This window comes from Arthrobacter sp. 05N33_2, from assembly GCF_056397425.1.
This window is the reverse complement of record NZ_JBFTNJ010000043.1, coordinates 1-18,929: the sequence shown is the minus strand read 5'-3', so window position 1 is coordinate 18,929 and position 18,929 is coordinate 1. Positions and strand designations below refer to the sequence as shown.

General features: G+C 68.2%; 17 protein-coding genes. 3 read left to right on the top strand and 14 right to left on the bottom strand.

The window, feature by feature from the left end; all coding sequences use genetic code 11:
* Positions 1-16: 16 nt before the first annotated feature.
* The 11 genes from AC1DHX_RS15065 to dxr form a co-directional block, all read right to left on the bottom strand.
* Positions 17-1,429, bottom strand: a complete 1,413-nt coding sequence (locus AC1DHX_RS15065; protein WP_476859055.1) for a pyridoxal phosphate-dependent decarboxylase family protein — start codon at positions 1,427-1,429, stop codon at positions 17-19.
* A 67-nt stretch (positions 1,430-1,496) separates the two neighbouring features.
* Complete coding sequence (locus tag AC1DHX_RS15060) at positions 1,497-2,291, bottom strand: sulfite exporter TauE/SafE family protein (RefSeq protein WP_476859056.1); 795 nt, start codon at positions 2,289-2,291, stop codon at positions 1,497-1,499.
* A gap of 29 nt (positions 2,292-2,320) precedes the next feature.
* Positions 2,321-4,132: a proline--tRNA ligase gene (locus AC1DHX_RS15055; RefSeq protein ID WP_476900187.1), complete on the bottom strand. Its 1,812-nt coding sequence runs from the start codon at positions 4,130-4,132 to the stop codon at positions 2,321-2,323.
* A 412-nt stretch (positions 4,133-4,544) separates the two neighbouring features.
* Entirely contained in the window at positions 4,545-5,315 is a 771-nt protein-coding gene (locus tag AC1DHX_RS15050) for a hypothetical protein (RefSeq protein WP_476859057.1), read from the bottom strand.
* A 42-nt stretch (positions 5,316-5,357) separates the two neighbouring features.
* Positions 5,358-6,245 (bottom strand): GNAT family N-acetyltransferase, encoded by an 888-nt coding sequence (locus AC1DHX_RS15045; protein WP_476859211.1) that lies wholly within the window; start codon positions 6,243-6,245, stop codon positions 5,358-5,360.
* The gene (gene ispG, locus AC1DHX_RS15040; RefSeq protein ID WP_476900186.1) at positions 6,208-7,374 is read right to left on the bottom strand and encodes a flavodoxin-dependent (E)-4-hydroxy-3-methylbut-2-enyl-diphosphate synthase; all 1,167 of its coding nucleotides are present in this window, start codon (positions 7,372-7,374) and stop codon (positions 6,208-6,210) included. The genes AC1DHX_RS15045 and ispG overlap by 38 nt, the downstream gene beginning before the upstream one ends.
* A gap of 49 nt (positions 7,375-7,423) precedes the next feature.
* Positions 7,424-7,714 (bottom strand): YciI family protein, encoded by a 291-nt coding sequence (locus AC1DHX_RS15035; protein WP_476859058.1) that lies wholly within the window; start codon positions 7,712-7,714, stop codon positions 7,424-7,426.
* Positions 7,715-7,772: 58 nt separating this feature from the next.
* A complete protein-coding gene (locus AC1DHX_RS15030) occupies positions 7,773-8,285 on the bottom strand; it encodes a hypothetical protein (RefSeq protein ID WP_476859059.1) in 513 nt (170 codons plus the stop codon).
* Entirely contained in the window at positions 8,282-8,977 is a 696-nt protein-coding gene (locus AC1DHX_RS15025) for a MarR family transcriptional regulator (RefSeq protein WP_476900185.1), read from the bottom strand. Before AC1DHX_RS15025 ends, AC1DHX_RS15030 begins: the two co-directional genes overlap by 4 nt.
* Before the next feature lie 116 nt (positions 8,978-9,093).
* Positions 9,094-10,425, bottom strand: a complete 1,332-nt coding sequence (locus AC1DHX_RS15020) for a M50 family metallopeptidase (RefSeq protein ID WP_476859061.1) — start codon at positions 10,423-10,425, stop codon at positions 9,094-9,096.
* Between the two features lie 18 nt (positions 10,426-10,443).
* Positions 10,444-11,628, bottom strand: coding sequence for a 1-deoxy-D-xylulose-5-phosphate reductoisomerase (dxr, locus tag AC1DHX_RS15015; RefSeq protein ID WP_476859062.1), 1,185 nt, complete (start codon positions 11,626-11,628; stop codon positions 10,444-10,446).
* Positions 11,629-11,792: 164 nt separating this feature from the next.
* On the opposite strand from dxr, the gene AC1DHX_RS15010 reads away from it, so the two are divergent.
* Positions 11,793-13,313, top strand: a complete 1,521-nt coding sequence (locus AC1DHX_RS15010) for a lipase maturation factor family protein (RefSeq protein WP_476849415.1) — start codon at positions 11,793-11,795, stop codon at positions 13,311-13,313.
* Positions 13,314-13,428: 115 nt separating this feature from the next.
* Here the strand turns inward: AC1DHX_RS15010 and AC1DHX_RS15005 are convergent, their stop codons facing one another.
* From AC1DHX_RS15005 to AC1DHX_RS14995, 3 genes are read right to left on the bottom strand one after another with little or no spacing between them, the layout of a single operon-like run.
* Positions 13,429-14,961 (bottom strand): tripartite tricarboxylate transporter permease, encoded by a 1,533-nt coding sequence (locus AC1DHX_RS15005; protein ID WP_476859063.1) that lies wholly within the window; start codon positions 14,959-14,961, stop codon positions 13,429-13,431.
* Positions 14,954-15,505, bottom strand: coding sequence for a tripartite tricarboxylate transporter TctB family protein (locus tag AC1DHX_RS15000; protein WP_476859064.1), 552 nt, complete (start codon positions 15,503-15,505; stop codon positions 14,954-14,956). The genes AC1DHX_RS15005 and AC1DHX_RS15000 overlap by 8 nt, the downstream gene beginning before the upstream one ends.
* A gap of 2 nt (positions 15,506-15,507) precedes the next feature.
* Positions 15,508-16,554 (bottom strand): Bug family tripartite tricarboxylate transporter substrate binding protein, encoded by a 1,047-nt coding sequence (locus AC1DHX_RS14995; protein ID WP_476859065.1) that lies wholly within the window; start codon positions 16,552-16,554, stop codon positions 15,508-15,510.
* A gap of 173 nt (positions 16,555-16,727) precedes the next feature.
* Here AC1DHX_RS14995 and AC1DHX_RS14990 point away from each other — a divergent pair, with 173 nt between their 5' ends.
* On the top strand, positions 16,728-18,308 hold the full coding sequence (locus AC1DHX_RS14990) for an ATP-binding protein (protein WP_476856463.1): 1,581 nt from the start codon (positions 16,728-16,730) through the stop codon (positions 18,306-18,308).
* A partial coding sequence (locus AC1DHX_RS14985; RefSeq protein WP_476900184.1) for a response regulator occupies positions 18,305-18,929 on the top strand: 625 nt, incomplete at its 3' end. The genes AC1DHX_RS14990 and AC1DHX_RS14985, both read left to right, overlap by 4 nt.

The following is an 18,929-nucleotide window of genomic DNA, read 5'->3' as shown; positions in this document are numbered from 1 at the left end:
TCGCTAACCCCCGCAGTCAGCCCCGCACCGCCGCCAGCGCGTCGCGGACGGCGTCGACGGCGACTCTGACGTCGGCGTCGTCCGTGCTCCAGTTGCTCACCGAAATCCGCAGGATATCGCGGTCCTGCCAGCGTGACCCGGACATCCAGACCCGGCCATCAGCCATGACCCTCTCCGTCACGGCCCGGGTCACGGCGTCGTCGCCAAACGCCAGGGACACCTGGGTGTAGTCGACGTCGTTGAGCACCTCCACGCCGTCCAGCGCCCCGAGCTGCTCGGCCAACTGCGCGGCCCGCTGCACGAGCGTGCGGACCTGGCTGGCGACGCCGTCGCGGCCCAGGGATTTCAGCGCCGCCCACACCGGGACGCCCCGCGCGCGGCGGGAGAGCTCAGGCACGGACTCGAACGGGTCCCCGGCACCGTCCGCGGCCTGGATCAGGTAGCTGGTGTGCAGCCCCATCGCCGACCGCAGGGCCTGGGCGTCGCGCACGATCACGATCCCGCAGTCGTACGGGACGTTGAGGGTCTTGTGCGCATCCGTCCCCCACGAATCGGCCAGCCCGAGTCCCGCGGTCAGGGCGGACAACTCGGGCACGGCGGCCGCCCAGAGTCCGAAAGCCCCGTCCACGTGCACCCAGGCGCCGTGCGCCTTCGCGACGGCGATGGCCTCGGCGAAGGGGTCGAAGGCGCCCGAATGCAGGTTGCCGGCCTGCAGGCACACCAGGGCCGGGACCGGGCGGCTGTCCTCCCCCGCACGGAGCGCAAGGTCCAGGGCGCAATCCAGCTCGGCCGGGATGATGCGCCCCTGGCGGTCGGACGGCACCACGGTGGGACGTCCCAGGCCCAGGTAGCGCAGGCCGAGGTCGATGGTGTCGTGCCGTTCCTGCCCCGCAAAGCAGCGGATCCGGGGCGCACCGGCGAGGCCGTCGCCGTCGAGGTCCCAGCCGGCGTCGGCCATGAGCCGCCAGCGGGCGGCGGCGAGGCCGGTGAAGTTGGCCATGGTGGCGCCGGTGGCGAAGCCGACGTCGGACTCCCCGGGCAGACCCAGCAGCTCAAGGATCCATTTGCCGGCGGCTTCCTCGATCGCGGCGGTGGCGGGCGTGGCGAAGCGCAGCCCCGCGTTCTGGTCCCAGGCGCTGAGCAGCCAGTCCGCGGCCAGGGCGGCCGGCAGTGTGCCGCCGATGACCCAACCGAAGAACCGCCCGGACGGCATGGCCATCAGCCCGGGTTCGGCCTTGGCCGCAAGATAGTCCACTACTTCCGCCGCCGGCATGCCCTCTTTGGGCAGCGGTCCGCCGAAGTCGGCCGCCAGCTCGGCCGCCGTGACCTGCGGCCCGATTCGGCGTGTTCCCTGGCTCTCAAGCCACCGGCGTGCGTGTCCTGCCGCGGCCTCGAGGGCATCCCGGTAGCGTTCCTCACCTGCTGACATAGCTGCATGCTACGCCCGGGGCCAGCGGACCGGGAGTCCCATGCGGGTTGCCGCGGAACCAGGCGGCTTAGGACAGGTTGTCCTGCCAGACGTCGGAACCGAGCTTGATGATCAGCGCGCCCACCACCACCAGGAACACGATCCGGATGAACTTGCTCCCCTGCCGGACCGCAGTCCGGGCACCGAGGTAGCCGCCGGCCATGTTCGCCACGCCCAGCAGCAGCCCGAGCCCCCACAGCACGGCGCCGTGCGGAACAAAGAACAGCAGGGCGCCGGCGTTGGTGGCCACGTTCACGATCTTGGCCTTGGCGCTGGCCTCCAGGAAGGCGTAGCCCATGGCCGAGACGAGGGCGATGATCAGGAACGAACCGGTGCCGGGACCGATCAGGCCGTCGTAGAAGCCGATCACGCCGCCGATCAGGCAGGCCACCACGTAGTGCCGGTGCCCCTCGTGGCGCAGCTTGGTCAGCTCACCGATGCCGGGCTGGAAGGCGGTGAAGAGCGCGACGGCGATCAGCGCCAGCACGATGATCGGCTTGAACACGCTGGCCGGCAGGTTGGCGGCCAGCGCCGCACCGCCGTAGCTGCCCGCCAGCGCGATCGCTGCCATGGGCAGGGCGGTGCGCAGATCGGGCCGGACGCGGCGGTAGTACGTGGCCGCGCTGGTGCTGGTGCCGAAGATGGAGCCCATCTTGTTGGTCGCCAGCGCCTGGACCGGGCTGATGCCCGGCACCAGGAGCATCGCCGGGAGCTGGATGAGCCCGCCGCCGCCGACGACGGCGTCGACCCATCCGGCCGCCAGGCCGGCCACGACGATCAGGATGACAGTTCCGAGCTGGATCGATTCGAGTCCGGAGACCATTGCCTAGCGCGGCCCGGGACGGCGCGGCATCAGCTGTTGCGCACGGCGTTGACCACGTAGTCAACAGCCTTGTCAACGGCTACATTCTCGGCACTGCCGCTGCGGCGGTCCTTGATCTCCACGACGCCGTCCACGAGTCCGCGCCCGACGGCGAGGATGGTGGGGACGCCGACGAGTTCGGCGTCGCCGAACTTCACGCCGGGGGAAACCTTGGGGCGGTCGTCATAGATGACGTCCAGGCCGGCAGCCTCGAGCTCCAGGGACAGTTTTTCGGCGGCGGCGAAGATCTCCTCGCCGCGGCCCACGGCCACAACGTGGACGTCGGCGGGAGCGACGGCGCGCGGCCAGACCAGGCCCCGGTCGTCGTGGTTGGACTCTGCCAGGGCCGCCACGGCGCGGGTGACGCCGACGCCGTAGGAGCCCATGGTCACCACCACCTGCTTGCCGTTCTGGTCCAGGACTTTCAGGTCCAGGGCGGCGGCGTACTTCCGGCCCAGCTGGAAGATGTGGCCCATTTCGATGCCGCGGGCGGTTTCGAGGGGACCGGAACCGTCGGGAGCCTCGTCGCCGGCGCGCACCTCGGTGCACTCGATGACTCCGTCCCAGCCGAAGTCGCGTCCGGCGACGAGGCCGAAGACGTGCTTGCCGGCCTCGTTGGCGCCGGTGACCCAGGCAGAGCCGCTGACGACGCGGGGATCCACGAGGTAGAGCAGCTTTGCGGCGCCCTCGCTGCCCAGCAGCGGCGCGTCCAGGGACATGCCGGGGCCGAGGTAGCCCTTGACGATCAGGGGCTGCTTCTTGAGGTCGTCCTCATTGGCGGCTTCGAGCGTGATCTCGCCGGCAATCGGCAGGAAGGACCCGATGTTCGCCTCGACGCGCTTGAGGTCCACACCGCGGTCTCCGGGGRGGCCGATGACGACGATCTGGCGTTCGCCGGTGGGCAGCGTCACGGCGAGGACGACGTTCTTGAGCGTGTCGGCGGCGGTCCAGGGGCCGCCGTCGGCCTCTGTGCGCGGAACCAGCACGTTGGCGGCGTCGACGAGGGTTTCGATGGTGGGGGTGTCCGGGGTGTCCCGGACTTCGGCGGCCGGGGCGTTGCTGAAGTCGATGTCCGCGGGGACCACTGTGGTGACGGCCTCGACGTTGGCCGCGTAGCCGCCGGCCGAGCGCACGAAGGTGTCCTCACCGATCTCGGTGGGGTGCAGGAATTCCTCGCTCTTGGACCCGCCCATGGCGCCGGCGGTGGCAGCAACCGGAATCACTTCGAGGCCGAGGCGCTCGAAGATCTTCAGGTACGCGCCGCGGTGGGCGGCGTAGCTGTCGTCCAGGCCGGCGTCGTCGACGTCGAAGGAGTAGGAGTCCTTCATGATGAATTCGCGGCCGCGCAGCAGGCCCGCGCGCGGACGCGCCTCGTCGCGGTACTTGTTCTGGATCTGGTAAATGCTCAGCGGCAGGTCCTTGTACGAGGAGTACAGGTCCTTGACCAGCAGGGTGAACATTTCCTCGTGCGTGGGGGCCAGAAGGTAGTCGTTGCCCTTGCGGTCCTTGAGCCGGAAGATGCCCTCGCCGTATTCGGTCCAGCGGTTCGTGGCCTCGTAGGGTTCCTTGGGCAGCAGCGCCGGGAAGTGGACTTCCTGGGCKCCGATGGCGGTCATYTCCTCGCGGATKACCTGYTCCACYYTGCGCAGCACACTGAGCCCCAGCGGCAGCCAGGTGTAGATGCCGGGCGCGGCCCGCCGGATGTAGCCGGCGCGGACCAGGAGCCGGTGGCTGGCCACCTCGGCGTCGGCGGGATCTTCGCGCAGGGTGCGCAGGAACAGCTTGGAGAGTCGAAGGACCACAGGTGGGGTATCCGTTTCTGGGGAAGTACGGGCAAAGCCTAAGAAAAGCATCTAGGTACTAATCTACCGTCCAGAGCGCACCGCTTTGCCGCGCCGGCCCCGCTGCGGCCCCGCTTCTGCGGAGCGCGGCGCATGGAAGAGCCACGCCATAACTGATGGAAGCCCCTGGCCGTTTTCCGGCTGGTCATCCCGTCATGGCGTGGCTCCGCGGCCCCAGCACCCCCAGATCTCAGGCTGCGAGCTACTTGGTGTCGTCTCCAGGCGTTGTCGTCCCCGGAAAATGCGTTGGGGAGTGTGCGCGCCTATGCGACACGGCTAGGTAGAACCTATGTGACATGCGGCCGGGAAGCAATAGTCTGCAACCGGATATTTTCGGCATGTCGTTGCGGATCCATGCGGGGCGGCAATCGGGCTACTTCCCGACGAGCGCGGCGGCCTGATCCAGTAATTTTCCGGCCCGGGAGATGGCGTCGGCCTCGCTGCCGCCACCTGCCGCGCTGACGGTGATGAGAACGCCGTCCTGGATCACCTGTCCGGTGATCGCAGATTGCTTCCGGCCACCCGGCAGTGCGGTGTCTGTCCGGTACGCGACGGTGCCCGGGGTTGAGCCGAATCCGGCCAGCCTGGTCAGTTTGAGGTCCACTTTGGTGCCATTGGTCGTGAATGAAAGGGCTGAGCACTTATTGAAGTCCTCGCCCTGGGCGAGTCCCTTCTTGAGGAGCTTGGCGTCAGCCCGGAACGCCAGGGAGACACCCGTGGAAGCGCCCGTCCCGGCATCTTGGGCCACCCCCGCCGCGACCGCCGTGCCCTCGGTCGAGGCTGCCTGGCCACCAAGGGCCAGAGCCGCGCACTCCGCGGGTTCCACCGAGATCGATGCCAGCAAGGACTTTGCCTGTTCGACCGACTTCTTGAGATCGGCAAGCGGCATCACGGTGAGCGGCTTGCCGTGCGCATCCTTCAGCTGTGCCACGAGGGCCGTCAGTTCATCGCTCGTGTAAGCCTTGGCTTGCGTCTGGGTGGGAGCAGGCGTCGTGGCCGCGCTGGGAACCGTGGTTGCGGCCTGGGCTTGCGCACTCTTGGCTGTATCCGGCGAGCCGGTGGGCGTGCCACATGCGGCCAATCCCATGGCGCCCCAGGCGAGGAGCGCCGAGGCCCCGAAAATGCGCAGCACTGATGTCTTCATGTTTCCCCCAAAAAACTAGACCGGCCAGCCGGCATTTGCCCGCTAGAAGAGCACTGTAGCGAACGTGCCCACCTGGCGAAAGCCCACCCGATCGTAGGTGGCGCGTGCCTTGGCGTTGAACCCGTTGACGTACAGGCTGGTTACCGGCGCGAGGGTCTGGGCGAGGACGACGACGGCGGCCATGTAGCCCGCGCTCAGTCCCAGTCCGCGGAAGTCGGGATTCATCCAGACGCCCTGGACCTGGGTCACTTCCGGCGTGACGGCGCCGAGTTCGGCCTTGAAGACCACATCGCCGGCGGCGTTCACGTGCACGAGGGAATGGCCCTGGCGGATGAGGCTCTTGACGCGCCGGCTGTAATACTCCCTGCCGCCGAGGTAGGGCGAATAGCCCACTTCTTCCTCAAACATTGAGGCGCATGCGGGCAGGATCTTGTCGAAGTCAGCCAGCTGGCCAAAGCCGAGTGCGGGCTCGGGCCGGACGGCGGGCGGCCCCGCGATCGTCAGCAGGGGCTGGTGGTCCCGGACTTCGTGGGCGGTCTGGCCGAGCTGCTCCAGCGCCGCGTAGAGAGCCAGCACTGTTTCGGCGGGGCCAAAGATCGAGGCGTAGCGGCGCCCGGAGCGGTGCGCGGCCATCGCAATGAGGCCGGCGAGCTCGGGCGCCAGCTCGATCGGCACCAGGTTGGCGCCGGCCCAGCAGGCACCGAGGAGGGTGCCGCCGTCGAACACGCCAAGAATGCTGGCGCCCCCGGCCGTGGGAGACGCCGTACCGGCGGTCTCCAGGTGCGAGAGGATGAAGACATTGGCGACGGCGTCCCGGTGCGCCAGGGCCAGCAGTTGTCCGGTGTCCGCGCCGCCAAGGACCCGGACGACGACGCCGGGAGCGGCGTCGTCCTTACGAGACGCTAACCACGGGGCTACCCTTGACAGCATCTTCGCCATCGGCGTCCCCCATCTCTTCTGCGATACGCATGGCTTCTTCGATCAGTGTCTCAACAATCTGATCCTCCGGGACAGTCTTGATGACCTCGCCCCTGACAAAGATCTGGCCCTTGCCGTTGCCGGAGGCAACGCCGAGATCGGCCTCGCGGGCCTCGCCGGGACCATTGACCACGCAGCCCATGACTGCCACGCGCAGCGGGACTTCCATGCCTTCCAGGCCAGCGGTGACCTGCTCGGCGAGCGTGTAGACGTCCACCTGGGCGCGGCCGCAGGACGGGCAGGAGACGATTTCCAGCTTGCGGGGGCGCAGGTTGAGCGACTGCAGGATCTGGTTGCCCACCTTGATTTCCTCGACCGGCGGGGCCGAGAGGGAGACGCGGATGGTGTCGCCGATCCCGCGGGAGAGCAAGGCGCCAAACGCCGTGGCGGACTTGATGGTGCCCTGGAAGGCCGGTCCGGCCTCGGTGACGCCGAGGTGCAGGGGCCAGTCGCCCTTTTCGGCCAGCATCTCGTAGGCGGCAACCATGATGACCGGGTCGTTGTGCTTGACSGAGATCTTGAAGTCGTKGAARCCGTGCTCYTCGAASAGCGASGCYTCCCAGACGGCGGATTCCACGAGGGCTTCCGGGGTGGCCTTGCCGTATTTCTTCATGATGCCCGGTTCCAGGGATCCGGCGTTGACGCCGATCCGGATGGAGGTGCCGTGGTCCTTGGCGGCGCGGGCGATCTCCTTAACCTGGTCATCGAACTTGCGGATGTTGCCCGGGTTCACGCGCACGGCGGCACAGCCGGCCTCGATCGCGGCGAAGACGTACTTCGGCTGGAAGTGGATGTCCGCGATCACCGGGATCTGGGACTTCTTGGCGATGATCGGCAGCGCCTCGGCGTCATCGGCCGACGGGCAGGCGACGCGCACGATGTCGCAGCCGGAGGCCGTGAGTTCCGCGATCTGCTGCAAGGTGGCGTTGATGTCGGTCGTCGGCGTCGTGGTCATGGACTGGACGCTGATGGGCGAATCGGAGCCGACGCCGACTGATCCCACCTTGATCTGGCGCGTCTTGCGGCGGGGGGCAAGGACGGGGGGCGGTGCTGACGGCATTCCCAGGCTGACCGAGGTCACATGGACTCCCTTTTAGAATTCGAAGTTGCGAAGGTGCGGGCGGGACGGGCTAGGCGTGCTTGGCCAGAAGACCGGTCAGCGGCGCCCACACGGTGGTGCGGGTGCCCGAGATGGCACCGGCGGCTGCGAAGGGGTCCTGCCGCAGAAGGTCATTCAAGGCCGCCTCATCGGCGGCCTTGAAGATGAGCAGCGCGCCTGCACCGTCGCCGTAGGGGCCGCTGGCCAGCAGGGCGCCGTCACGGGCAAGATCCGCGGTCCATTCGCGGTGTGCCGGGCGGCTGGCATCGCGGACCTCGGATGATTCGGCGTCGTACACGTACTCCACAGCAAAAACAGTCATATGGATACACTATCGCCCTGTTTGCCCGGTTCCCATCCGGAGGCTCCGGGGCACGCGGTCAGCCGAGGAAGAGGACCTTGGCCAGGGCGGCGACACCGGCTGCCCAGAGCATGGAGGTGAGGGTTCCGATGATGAACCGCTCGGCCGCCACCGGGGTGGCTTTCAACTCGGCAAACCGGCCGAGGCCCTTGATGGCCACGACGTAGGCGATGGCGACGGGCTGGCCGGCCAGGATCGCCAGGCACACGGCGAACCGTTCCAGGATGCCGATAATGGCGCCGCCGCGCAGGATGCGCACGCTGCTGACGGTCTCGGCGGGCGGCGCGGCGGCCGCCGCTGCCGGGGTAGGCGCTGCTGCGTCCGGCCCTGCCGGCTCCGGGGCCGCCTGGAGGTCGGGGTCCGTGGTGGAGTCGGCGGCGGGGTCCTCGGCCGCGTCCCCGCCGGCGCCGGCGCTGCTTCCGGCGTCGGCCCGGTCATCAATGGTGCGGGCCAGGCGGAACACCCAGGCAGTGACCGGCCAGCCGACGAATCCTGCGGTGAGCAGGGCCAGCGTGATCCACAGGGCGTTCACTTCTCTCCTTCGGTGCTGTCGTGGGCGAGGGTCAGCAGCAGTTCTGCGGCCGGCCTCGCGGCCCATTCTTCCTGCCAGCCCGAGCGCAGGACTGCACGGCTCACCGACTGCTCCGTGATTCCGAGTTTCTGTGCCGCTATTTTTTGGCTGCCGTGGGTTCCGTGGGTGTCTTGCCGCACCGAGCGCAGCACGTCCACCACCTTCCATTGCGCCGCGGTCCGGTCCTGGACCAGGCGGCCAATCAGTCGGAGCACCGCCTCCGCATTGGCGCAGGCCCTGGCCCCCTGGGACCCGCTGGCGCCGTCCGCGGCCGTGGTTGCCGCATTTGCATTTGCCCGCCGGCGGTCGCGGCCGGCAACCACGGCGAGGGGAACATGGGCGGCCGCCCCCTTGGCCCGGTCGACGGCGGACCGGGCCGCCACGAAGGCGGGACCCGAGCCTTCGCGCGGGCTGGCGGGCAGCGGCAGGTCCACCTCCCCCACCCCGATCCCSACATACCAGCGGCCGCTGCGCAGGGCGTGCAAGGCGATCTCCACCACCTCGTCGGCCCGTTCCAAGACGCCCTGGACCTCGTCGCCCACCGAACGYTCAAAGCGCCCGGCGGTGGAGAGTGCGCTGAGCTCCTTSAGGAGSCCGGGGACSCGGTCGATGTCGCCCGTGCTGCCGCGCTGGTCGATTGTCATGACGTACATGACCCCAGCCTAGGAAGGTGATCGGAAATAATCAACCATTTTCAACTGATTACTTAAAATCAGCCTAAATAGGCTTATGAATGATAGTCAGCGGAATTTGGCTGAAATGCCAGGGCCTATCCGAAGAGGTTGACCGGCTTGACGATGTCGGCGTAGATCAGCAGCGCGCCCATGCCCATCAGCAGCACCGCCACCACATACGTCACCGGGAGCAGCTTGGCGATATCGAAGGCGCCGGGATCCGGGCGGCCGAACAGCTTGGCGATCTGGCGCCGGGCCCCCTCGTACAGCGCGCCCGCAATGTGGCCGCCGTCGAGCGGCAGCAGCGGAATGAGGTTGAAGACGGCCAATGCGAAGTTGAGTCCGGCCAGCAAACCCACCAAGGCGGCGAAGCGGGACTGCAGCGGGACCTCCTCCATCGCGGCGACCTCGCCGGCCACGCGGCCCACGCCCACCACGCTGATGGGGCCGTTGGGGTCCCGGGGTTCCTCGCTGAAGGCTGCCTTGGCCACACCGGCCACGCGCTCCGGCAGGTTCACCACCACACCGGCGACCTGCTTGATGTTCTCCCCCGCCATGGGCAGCACGGCCGACGCCGGCTGCTGCACGAGTGCCGTCTGGGCGCCGATGCCCAGGAAGCCGACGTCCTGGTATTGGAGGCTTCCGTCAGCGGCCTTGGCCTGGCGGCCGTCGGAACCGAGAACCGGGCGGGCGGAGAGCACGGGCGTGACGGTTGTCGAGACGGTGGCGCCGCCGCGCTCCACGGTGATGCTCACCTGCCGGCCCGCCGAGGCGCGGATCCAGCCGGTGAGTTCGTCCCACGTGGTGACGGCCTTGCCGTCGAATGAGGTGATGGTGTCATTCGGCAACAGGCCCGCGGCCGCGGCCGGGGTGGGCTTGCAGTCGGCGGAGTCCGGGTCCACGGTCTCGCCGGCCTTGACCTGGCATTTGGAGACGTCCGCGATCGTGGTGGTCTGGCTGGCGGTGCCGAATCCCATCAGCARCACCGCGGTCAGCACGACGCCGATCAGCAGGTTCATCGCGGGCCCGCCGAGCATGATGATGATCTTTTTCCAGACCGGCAGCCGGTAGAAGACCCGGGTTTCGTCGCCGGGGCCGATTTCCTCGTGGGCCAGGGAGCGGGCATCGGATGCCAGTGACTGGAACATTCCGGTGCTGGAGGTGCGGACGGTGCCGTCTTCCTTGTTCGGCGGGTACATCCCGATCATGGACACGTAGCCGCCCAGCGGGATGGCTTTGAGGCCGTACTCGGTTTCGCCCCTTTTCTTCGACCAGACGGTGGGTCCGAAACCGATCATGTATTTGGTCACGCGGACCTTGAAGAGCTTGGCCGGGAGCAGGTGCCCGACTTCATGCAGGGCAATGGACACGGCGATGCCGATCGCCACGAAGACGACACCGAGGACAAAGAGGAGGACGGGGCTCATACTGTGATCTGCTGCTTCCTAGACGCTTCTTACGGCTAAACGTTCGTGGGTGCGGGCGCGTGCCCATCTTTCAGCATCCAGTACGGACTCCACCGTCAGCCCGGAGGAGCCTGAGTGTTCGCTGAGGACGGCATCGATGGTGTCCACAATGTCGGTGAACCGGATCTGCCCGGCGTGGAAGGCCATCACCGCTTCCTCGTTCGCGGCATTGAACACGGCCGGGAAGGTGCTGCCCTGCGTGGCGGCCGCCTTCGCGAGGTCGACGGCGGGGAACGCCACGGTGTCCAGCGGCTCGAACGTCCAGCTGGTGGCCTTGCCCCAGTCGCAGGCCCTGGCGGATCCGGGGACCCGGTCCGGCCAGCCGAGGCCGAGGGCAATGGGCAGGCGCATGTCCGGCGGCGAGGCTTGGGCGATCGTGGAGCCGTCGACGAACTGGACCATGGAATGCACCACGGACTGCGGGTGGACCACGACGTCGATCTTCTCCAGGGGGATGTCGAAGAGCAGGTGCGCCTCGATCACCTCCAGGCCCTTGTTGACGAGGCTGGCGGAGTTGGTGGTGACCATGAGGCCCATGTCCCACGTGGGGTGGGCCAGGGCGTCCTGCGGTGAGACGTCGTGCAGTTCGTCCCGGCTCTTGCCGCGGAACGGCCCGCCCGATGCCGTCAGGATCAGCCGGTCCACTTCCGCGGCGGAGCCGGAGCGCAGGCACTGGGCAATGGCCGAGTGCTCCGAATCCACAGGCACGATCTGCCCTTCGCGGGCCGCGGCCTTGACCAGGGCGCCGCCGACGATCAGGGACTCCTTGTTGGCCAGTGCCAGCGTGGCCCCGGAGGCGAGGGCGGCCAGGGTGGGGGCAAGTCCGATGGAGCCGGTGATGCCGTTGAGGACGACGTCGGCGGTGATTTCCGCGATCCGGGTGGAGGCGTCGGGGCCGGTGATGAGTTCGGGGCTGTACCCGATGAGTCCTGCCGCGCGGGCGGCGTCGTCGATCATGCGCCGGAGGGCGGAGGCATCACCGGAGGCGACACCGACAGCCTGGGCGCGGGTGTGGACCGCCTGCCGGGCCAGGAGTTCGAGGTTGCTGCCGCCGGCGCTGAGCGCGACGACCTCAAAAAGGTGCGGGGCGCCGTCGACGACGTCAATCGCCTGTGTGCCGATGGAACCGGTGGACCCGAGGAGGACGATTTTGCGCGGCTGCATGATTCAAGTATCCCGCACCGCGCCGGTGCGCCGCGTCCGCCTCGAGGTGGCACTTCACGGCAGTCGCGGCGTGCAGCAGTGCCGTGAAGTGCCAGCTCGACGCCGTCGGGTTGAGTCTTCCGCCGCTCGTTGACGCAGCAGGGCGGAGGCGTAACGTGGAAAACGTGGAGTGGACCGCGTGGTTCGACGCGCCGGAGTACGAGTTCGCCCGGCAGGTGCTGCAGCGCAGCACCGCCACCCTGTATTTCGTGGCCTTCCTCTCCTCGCTGAACCAGTTCCCGGCCCTCCTCGGCGAGCGCGGCCTGTTGCCGGTGCCGGCGTATCTCGAGGGCTTCAACCGTTTGGGCCGGCCCAGCCTGTTCCGCTGGCGCTACTCGGACCGGCTGCTGCGGACGGTGTGCTGGAGCGGCATGGCCATTGCCGCCACGCTCATCGCCGGGCTGCCGCAGCTCGGGCCGCCGTGGGTTCCGCTCATCGCGTTCCTGGCCCTGTGGCTGTTGTACATGTCGATCGTGAACGTGGGGCAGACGTTCTACGGCTTCGGCTGGGAAATGCTGCTGCTGGAGGCCGGGTTCACGGTGGCCTTCCTTGGCTCCGACCAGACTCCCCCGCCCCGGACCATCCTGATCCTGCTGGTCTGGCTGGTGTTCCGGCTGGAGTTCGGCGCCGGCCTGATCAAGATCCGGGGCGGCCAGGAATGGCGGGACCTGACGGCGCTGTACTACCACCACGAGACCCAGCCGATGCCGGGGCCGCTGAGCCGGCAGGCCCACCTGCTCCCCAAGGCCTGGCACCGGCTGGAGGTCCTGGGCAACCATTTCGCCCAACTGGTGGTGCCCTTCTTCCTCTTTGCCCCGCAGCCGCTGGCCAGCGCCGCCGCCGGAATCATCATCTTCACCCAGCTGTGGCTGGTGGCGAGCGGAAATTTCGCCTGGCTGAACTGGATGGCGATCATCCTGGCCTTCGCGGCGGTCAGCGATCCCGTGGCGCACGCCGTGATTCCGGCGATCCCGCTGGACTGGCATGCCGCGGCTGTGTCCCCGTCCGCAGGAACCGGAGCAGGAGCGGCGGTGGGCGCAGCCGGGGTGGGCAGCCAGGCGCCGGTTCCTTGGCTGGTGGTGGTCCTTGTGGCCACCGTGCTGCTGGTGGTGCTCAGCTACCGGCCCATCGAGAACCTCTTCTCCCACCACCAGTTGATGAACGCATCCTTCAACCGCTGGCAGTTGGTCAACACCTACGGCGCGTTCGGCACCGTCACGAAGCGGCGGATCGAGATCGTGGTGGAGGGGACCCTCGACGAGGACCCCGGGGACGACGCGGACTGGCGGGAGTACGGGTTCAAGGGCAAGCCCGGCGACGTCCGGCGCATCCCGCGCCAGTACGCCCCATACCACCTGCGGCTGGACTGGCTGATGTGGTTCCTGCCGCTGCGTACCGTGCACGAGGAGTGGTTCTACGCGTTCCTGGCCAAGCTGCTGGCTGCGGACCGGCCCACGCTGCGGCTGCTGCGCCACGACCCGTTCGACGGCGGACGGCCGCACTGGATACGTGCCACCAGCTACCTCTACCATTTCTCCACCCGGGCCGAGTTCCGTGCGACGGGCCAGCGCTGGATCCGGACGCCGCTGTATGTCGTCATCCCGCCGTCGCGGCTCCCGGCGCCGCGCCCGACGTCGGAGGCGTGAGGCCCGGCGCGGTGCGGCCCGGCGCGGTGCGTTCCCATGGGCCCGTTTACCGCAAATGGCCGGAATGAGTGTCGTCATTCCGGCCATTTGCGGCAATTCAGTTCAACGCCCGCGCTTAGACGGACACCTCTTCCTTCGCCGGCGCAGCCTCCAACGTTGCCTGGCGGCGGCGCAGCCACCACGAGGCGGCGAAGATCAGTGCCATGGAGACGTACACCACCAGGGCGAACGGCGAGGCGAACAGGGCCGTGGGGTCGTTTTGCGAGAGCTGCAGCGAACGCCGCAACTGCACCTCGAACATCGGCCCCAGGATCATCGCCACCACCATGGGCGCCACGGGATAGCCGTAGCGGCGCATGAAGTAGCCCAGGATGCCCACCACCAGCAGGATGCCGACGTCGCTCGGGGAGAAGTTCACCGAGAACGCGCCGAGGGCGGCGAAGACCAGGATGCCGGCGTAGAGGTAGGGCCGCGGGATCTGCAGGATCTTCACCCACAGGCCCACCAAGGGCAGGTTCAGCACCAGGAGCATGAGGTTGCCGACGTACAGCGACGCGATCAGGGTCCAGACAAGCGCGCCCTGGTTTTCGAACAGGAGCGGGCCGGGCTGGATCTGGTAGCGCTGGAACGCCGTGAGCATCATGGCCGCCGTCGCCGTCGTCGGGATTCCGAGGGTCAGCAACGGCACCAGGACACCGGCGGCCGCGGCGTTGTTGGCCGCTTCCGGTCCGGCGACGCCTTCGATCGCGCCCTTGCCGAACTGGGCCTTGTTGGCGCCCTTGGCCAGCTTCCGCTCGGCGGCGTAGGACAGGAATGTGGAGACGTCCGCGCCGCCGGCCGGGACGGTGCCGATCGGGAACCCGATGAAGGTTCCGCGCAGCCACGGCTTCCAGGACCGCTTCCAGTCCTCCTTGGACAGCCAGGCGTTCTTGCCCTTGCTGACGGGGATCAGCTCCACCGGGCCGTGCCGCAGCTTCGATGCGACGTAAAGCGCCTCGCCGAGGGCAAAGAGGCCCACGGCCACGAGGACCATGTCGACGCCGTCCACCAGGGTGGGGTTGTCGAACGTGAAGCGCTGCTGGGCCGTGCTGTCATCGATGCCGATCAGGCCGATGAACAGCCCGAGCGCCAGGGATGCCAGGCCGCGCAGGACGGAGGCGCCCAGCAGCGCACCGACGGTCAGGAAGGCCACCACCATGAGGGCCACGTAGTCCACGGGGCCGAGGCCGACGGCGAAGTCGGCCACGACGGGCGCCAGGAAGGTCAGCAGGACCGTCGCGATGGTGCCCGCGATGAAGGATCCGATCGCCGCCGTCGCCAGGGCTGCCGCTCCCCTGCCGGCCTTGGCCATCTTGTTTCCTTCGAGCGCCGTGACGATCGAGGASGACTCGCCCGGSGTGTTCAGCAGGATGGAGGTGGTGGAACCGCCGTACATGCCGCCGTAGTAGATCCCGGCGAACACGATCAACGCAGCCGCGGGGTCCAGGGCATAGGTGATGGGCATGAGCAGGGCCACGGTCATGGCGGGGCCAATGCCGGGCAGCACGCCGACGGCGGTGCCGACGAAGACCCCGCCCAGGGCGTAGAGCAGGTAGACGGGCTGCAGCGCGGTGCTGAATCCTTCGAGCAGGAGCATGAAGCTATCCATGGAAGAACGGCACCCCCTCGAACAGCGGCCCTGGCGGCAGGGACACGCCGAGCAGGCCGCCGAAGACGTACTGCAGCACCAGCGCCAGGATCACGGACACGGCGATCGCCTTCCAGAGGGGTTTGGCGTCCAGGGACCAGGCGGCACCGCTGAAGAGCACGGCGGCGGCCACCGGCCAGCCGGCCGGCTCGATCAGGAAGATGTGCAGCACCACGAAACCCACCAGTTTGGCCAGGGCAACCCAGTCGGTCTTTGCGGTCACGTCCAGGTCTTCGCTGTCCTCGGCCTGCCCGACTTTGCCGCGGAGGACCTGCAGGACCACCCCGGCGCCGCACAGCACCAGCAAGCCGCACACGATGTAGGGGAAGGCACGCGGGCCGATGCCGGTCTCCGACGGCGGGATCGGAATGGATCCCGCCGTCGCCAGGCCCGCGACGCCCACGCTGACGAACACGAGGGCGAACAGGATCTCCCCGGTCGGCCGCTTGGCGGGCGCCGCGGCGGGCGCCTCGGCGGGTGCAGACGTTGATGCGAGGTCAGACACTGTTACTTGACCAGGCCGATCTGGGTCAGGGTGGTCTTGACCTTGGCGATGTCCTCGGTCAGGAAGGTCTTGAAGCCGTCACCGGCCAGGAACGCGTCGTCCCAGTTGTTCTTGGTCAGGGTGGACTTCCAGGCCTCTGACGCGTGCAGCTTGGTGACGACGTCGGTCAGCTTCGCTCGCTGGGCGTCGTCGATGGACCCGGGGGCCACCACGCCGCGCCAGTTGGTCAGCACGACGTCGATCCCCTGGTCCTTGAGCGGCTTGATCCCGGGAAGCGCCGGGGCCTCGGCCTTTCCGGAGACGGCGAGCGCCCGGACCTTGCCGGCCTTGACCTGTTCGGCATACTCGCCCACGCCGGAGATGCCGGCCTGGACCTTGTTGCCGAGCAGCGCCGCGATGGACTCGCCGCCGCCGGAGTAGCCGATGTAGTTCAGCTTGTCCGCCTCCACGCCCTGGGATTTCAGGATCTGCCCGGCCAGGATGTGGTCCGCGCCCCCGGCCGAGCCACCCGTGATGGCCACGCCCTTGCCGTTGGCCTTGATGTCCGCGACGAGGTCGGCGACCGACTGGTACTTCGACGACGCCGGCACGACGAGAACCAGCGGCTCTTCGGTGAGCCGCGCGATCGGGGTGGTGTCCTCGAGCCGGGTCTTGGCGCCATTGGTCTCGACCGCACCCACCATGACGTAGCCCATCACCATGAGGGTGTTGACGTCCTTCTCGGTGGCGAGCTTGGCGAGGCCGTTGGTCCCGCCGCCGCCGCCAATGTTGGTGACCTGGGCGGAGGAGACGAGCTTGTTGGTCTGCAGGTCCTGCTGCATGGCGCGTCCGGTCTGGTCCCAGCCGCCGCCGGGGTTGGCCGGGACGATGATGCTGAGCTTCTTGATCGGATCGGCGCCCGCGGACGCGCCGGCAGCGGTGCCGGTTCCGCTTCCCGCGCAGGCGGACATGGCCAGGACGACTCCGGCGGCGCCGGCAATGAGGGCGGCGCGACGTGTGTGGGTGGGACGCGTGAAAGCGGGCCGCGTGAAAAAGTTCTGGGAAGTCATGGTTTCTCCTAGGGCGAATGTGATGCACATCATTGGAATCACGTCACTGACCCTAGGAGCGCCCGCCGAACGGCAACAGCATTTGGCCGTAGAGGTAGTAGTGGTCATATTGGTCACGGCCCCCGGCCGTCTTTTTGGCGGGCGGGCTGCGCCCCCAATGGGAAACTTGTGACATGTTTCACAAGATTCCCCTTCGGTTCCAGCTGGTCGCATTGCAGCTGGGCATCGTGCTGGCTGTCCTCACGGTGGTGGGGGCCGTGACCATCCGGATGCAGGAACAACAGCTCCGTGACGCCTACAAGGGCCGGCTGATCGGCGTCGCCGAAAGTGTTGCCCAGCTGCCCTCGGTYATCAACGCGTTCGGCACATCGTCGCCGGCCCAGACAATCCAGCCGATCGCGGAAGTCATCCGGCAGGCATCCAACGTCACCTATGTGGTGGTGACGGACCGGCACGGGGTCCGTCAGTCGCACCCCAATCCGGCGGAAATCGGCCGGCCGGTCTCCACCGATCCGTCCGTGCCGCTGTCCGGGGAGATCTACGTGGGTACCCAGACGGGCACGCTCGGTGAGTCCTGGCGGGTGAAGGTTCCCATCTTCGATGCGGCCGGCGCCGTGATCGGCTCCGCATCCGTGGGGGTGCTGGAGAGCACCCTGGCCGCCGACCTCCATGAGGACATGCCGCAGCTGTTCGGCTGGCTGCTCGGGGCGGCACTGCTGAGTTCGCTGGGCGCGATGTATGTCTCGAAACTGGTGTGGCGGCGGATCTACAAACTCGAGCCCGAGGACATCGCTGCCCTGCTCGAAACGCGCGACGCCATGCTCCACGGCCTGGGTGAAGGACTCGTGGCGGTGGACGCCGACGGCAGGGTCGCGCTGGTCAACGATGAGGCACGCCGCCTGCTCGCCCTGGCCGGGGACATCACCGGGACCCCTGCAGCGGCAAGCCTGGAACCGGCGGTCCTCCGCTTGCTCTCGGCCGGGTCCGCCACGGAGGAACTGGTGCTCTCGGGTGAACGGATTCTGCTGGGCAAGGTCAATGCGGCCACCGTCGACGGCCGCGAAGTCGGCAAGGTGCTGATCCTGCGCGACCGCACGGAGCTCCACACCGTCCTGCGTGACCGCGACGGCGCCGTGGACGTGACGCAGGCACTCCGCGCCCAGGCGCACGAATTTGCCAACAAACTGCACGTCATCTCCGGGCTGCTGGAGCTCGGAAAGCAAGACAAAGCCATCGAATACCTGGGCCGCAGCCACAACGACGCCGTCTTCGCGAACCGCCCGCTGGCGGCCGGAATCACCGACCACGGGGTCCAGGCGCTGCTGATCGCCAAGTCCACGGTCTGCGCCGAGCGCGGCATCGAGATCATCGTCAGCCCGGATTCGCTGTGCTCGGTTGATGACTCGGGCGACGTCATCACGGTGCTGGGCAACCTGATCGACAACGCTGTGGACGCTGCGGGTTACGACAGCACTGTGGCCATCCGGCTGGGCGAGAGCGCCGACGGCGGGCGGACCATCGTGGTGGAGGACGACGGACCCGGCGTCCCGGTTCCTGAACGCGCTAAAGTGTTCGAGCCCGGCGTGACCAGCAAGGAGTCCGAGGGAATCAACAGCCGCGGGTTTGGGCTGGCCCTGGTCCAGCGGGTTGCCCTCCGGCGCGGAGGCCGGGCGGCAGTATCCTCATCGGCGTTGGGCGGAGCCTGCTTCTCGGTAGTGCTCAGAACAAAAGAGGCGGAACTACAAAACCAATGAACGCCATACGCACCCTCATCATTGACGATGACGTAGCAGTGGCCGGGATCCATCACGGGTTCCTGCTGGCACGCGGCGGATTCGACGTCGTGGCCATGGCCCACACCGGGCAGCAGGGCATCGATCTGGCCGCGGAGCTGGGCCCGGAGCTGGTGTTGCTGGACATCCATCTGCCGGACATGTCCGGCCTGGACGTCCTGCAGCGGCTGCGCGCGCGCCGGCGGCCGGTGGATGTCCTCGTGATCACCGCGTCCCGGGAGCTTGACACGGTCCGTGGCGCGATGGCCGGCGGGGTGCTGCACTACCTGGTCAAGCCCTTCTCCTCGCAGGCATTGAACGAACGGCTCGACGAGTACGTCATGCTGCGGGACGATCTGGCCTCCGGCGCTTCCGGGCCGCTTGACCAGGCGAGCATCGACCGCCTGGTGGCGCCCTCCCGCCGGTCCGCGGTGGCGGAAACCCCGGCGGGTCAGCCCGCCCAGCCAGACCAGGCCGCCGTACGGCTGCCCAAGGGACTGTCGCGCCCCACCCTGGACGCGGTCATCGAGGCACTGAAGGCCAGTCCGGAGGATGTCTCCGCGGCCGGCCTGGCGCTGCAACTGGGCCTGTCCGGGCCTGTCC

Coding starts and splice junctions, on each gene's coding strand:
- AC1DHX_RS15065 (WP_476859055.1), bottom strand. CDS start 1,429: ATGTCAGCAGGTGAGGAACGCTACCGGGATGCCCTCGAGGCCGCGGCA.
- AC1DHX_RS15060 (WP_476859056.1), bottom strand. CDS start 2,291: ATGGTCTCCGGACTCGAATCGATCCAGCTCGGAACTGTCATCCTGATC.
- AC1DHX_RS15050 (WP_476859057.1), bottom strand. CDS start 5,315: ATGAAGACATCAGTGCTGCGCATTTTCGGGGCCTCGGCGCTCCTCGCC.
- AC1DHX_RS15045 (WP_476859211.1), bottom strand. CDS start 6,245: ATGCTGTCAAGGGTAGCCCCGTGGTTAGCGTCTCGTAAGGACGACGCC.
- AC1DHX_RS15035 (WP_476859058.1), bottom strand. CDS start 7,714: ATGACTGTTTTTGCTGTGGAGTACGTGTACGACGCCGAATCATCCGAG.
- dxr (WP_476859062.1), bottom strand. CDS start 11,628: ATGCAGCCGCGCAAAATCGTCCTCCTCGGGTCCACCGGTTCCATCGGC.
- AC1DHX_RS14995 (WP_476859065.1), bottom strand. CDS start 16,554: ATGACTTCCCAGAACTTTTTCACGCGGCCCGCTTTCACGCGTCCCACC.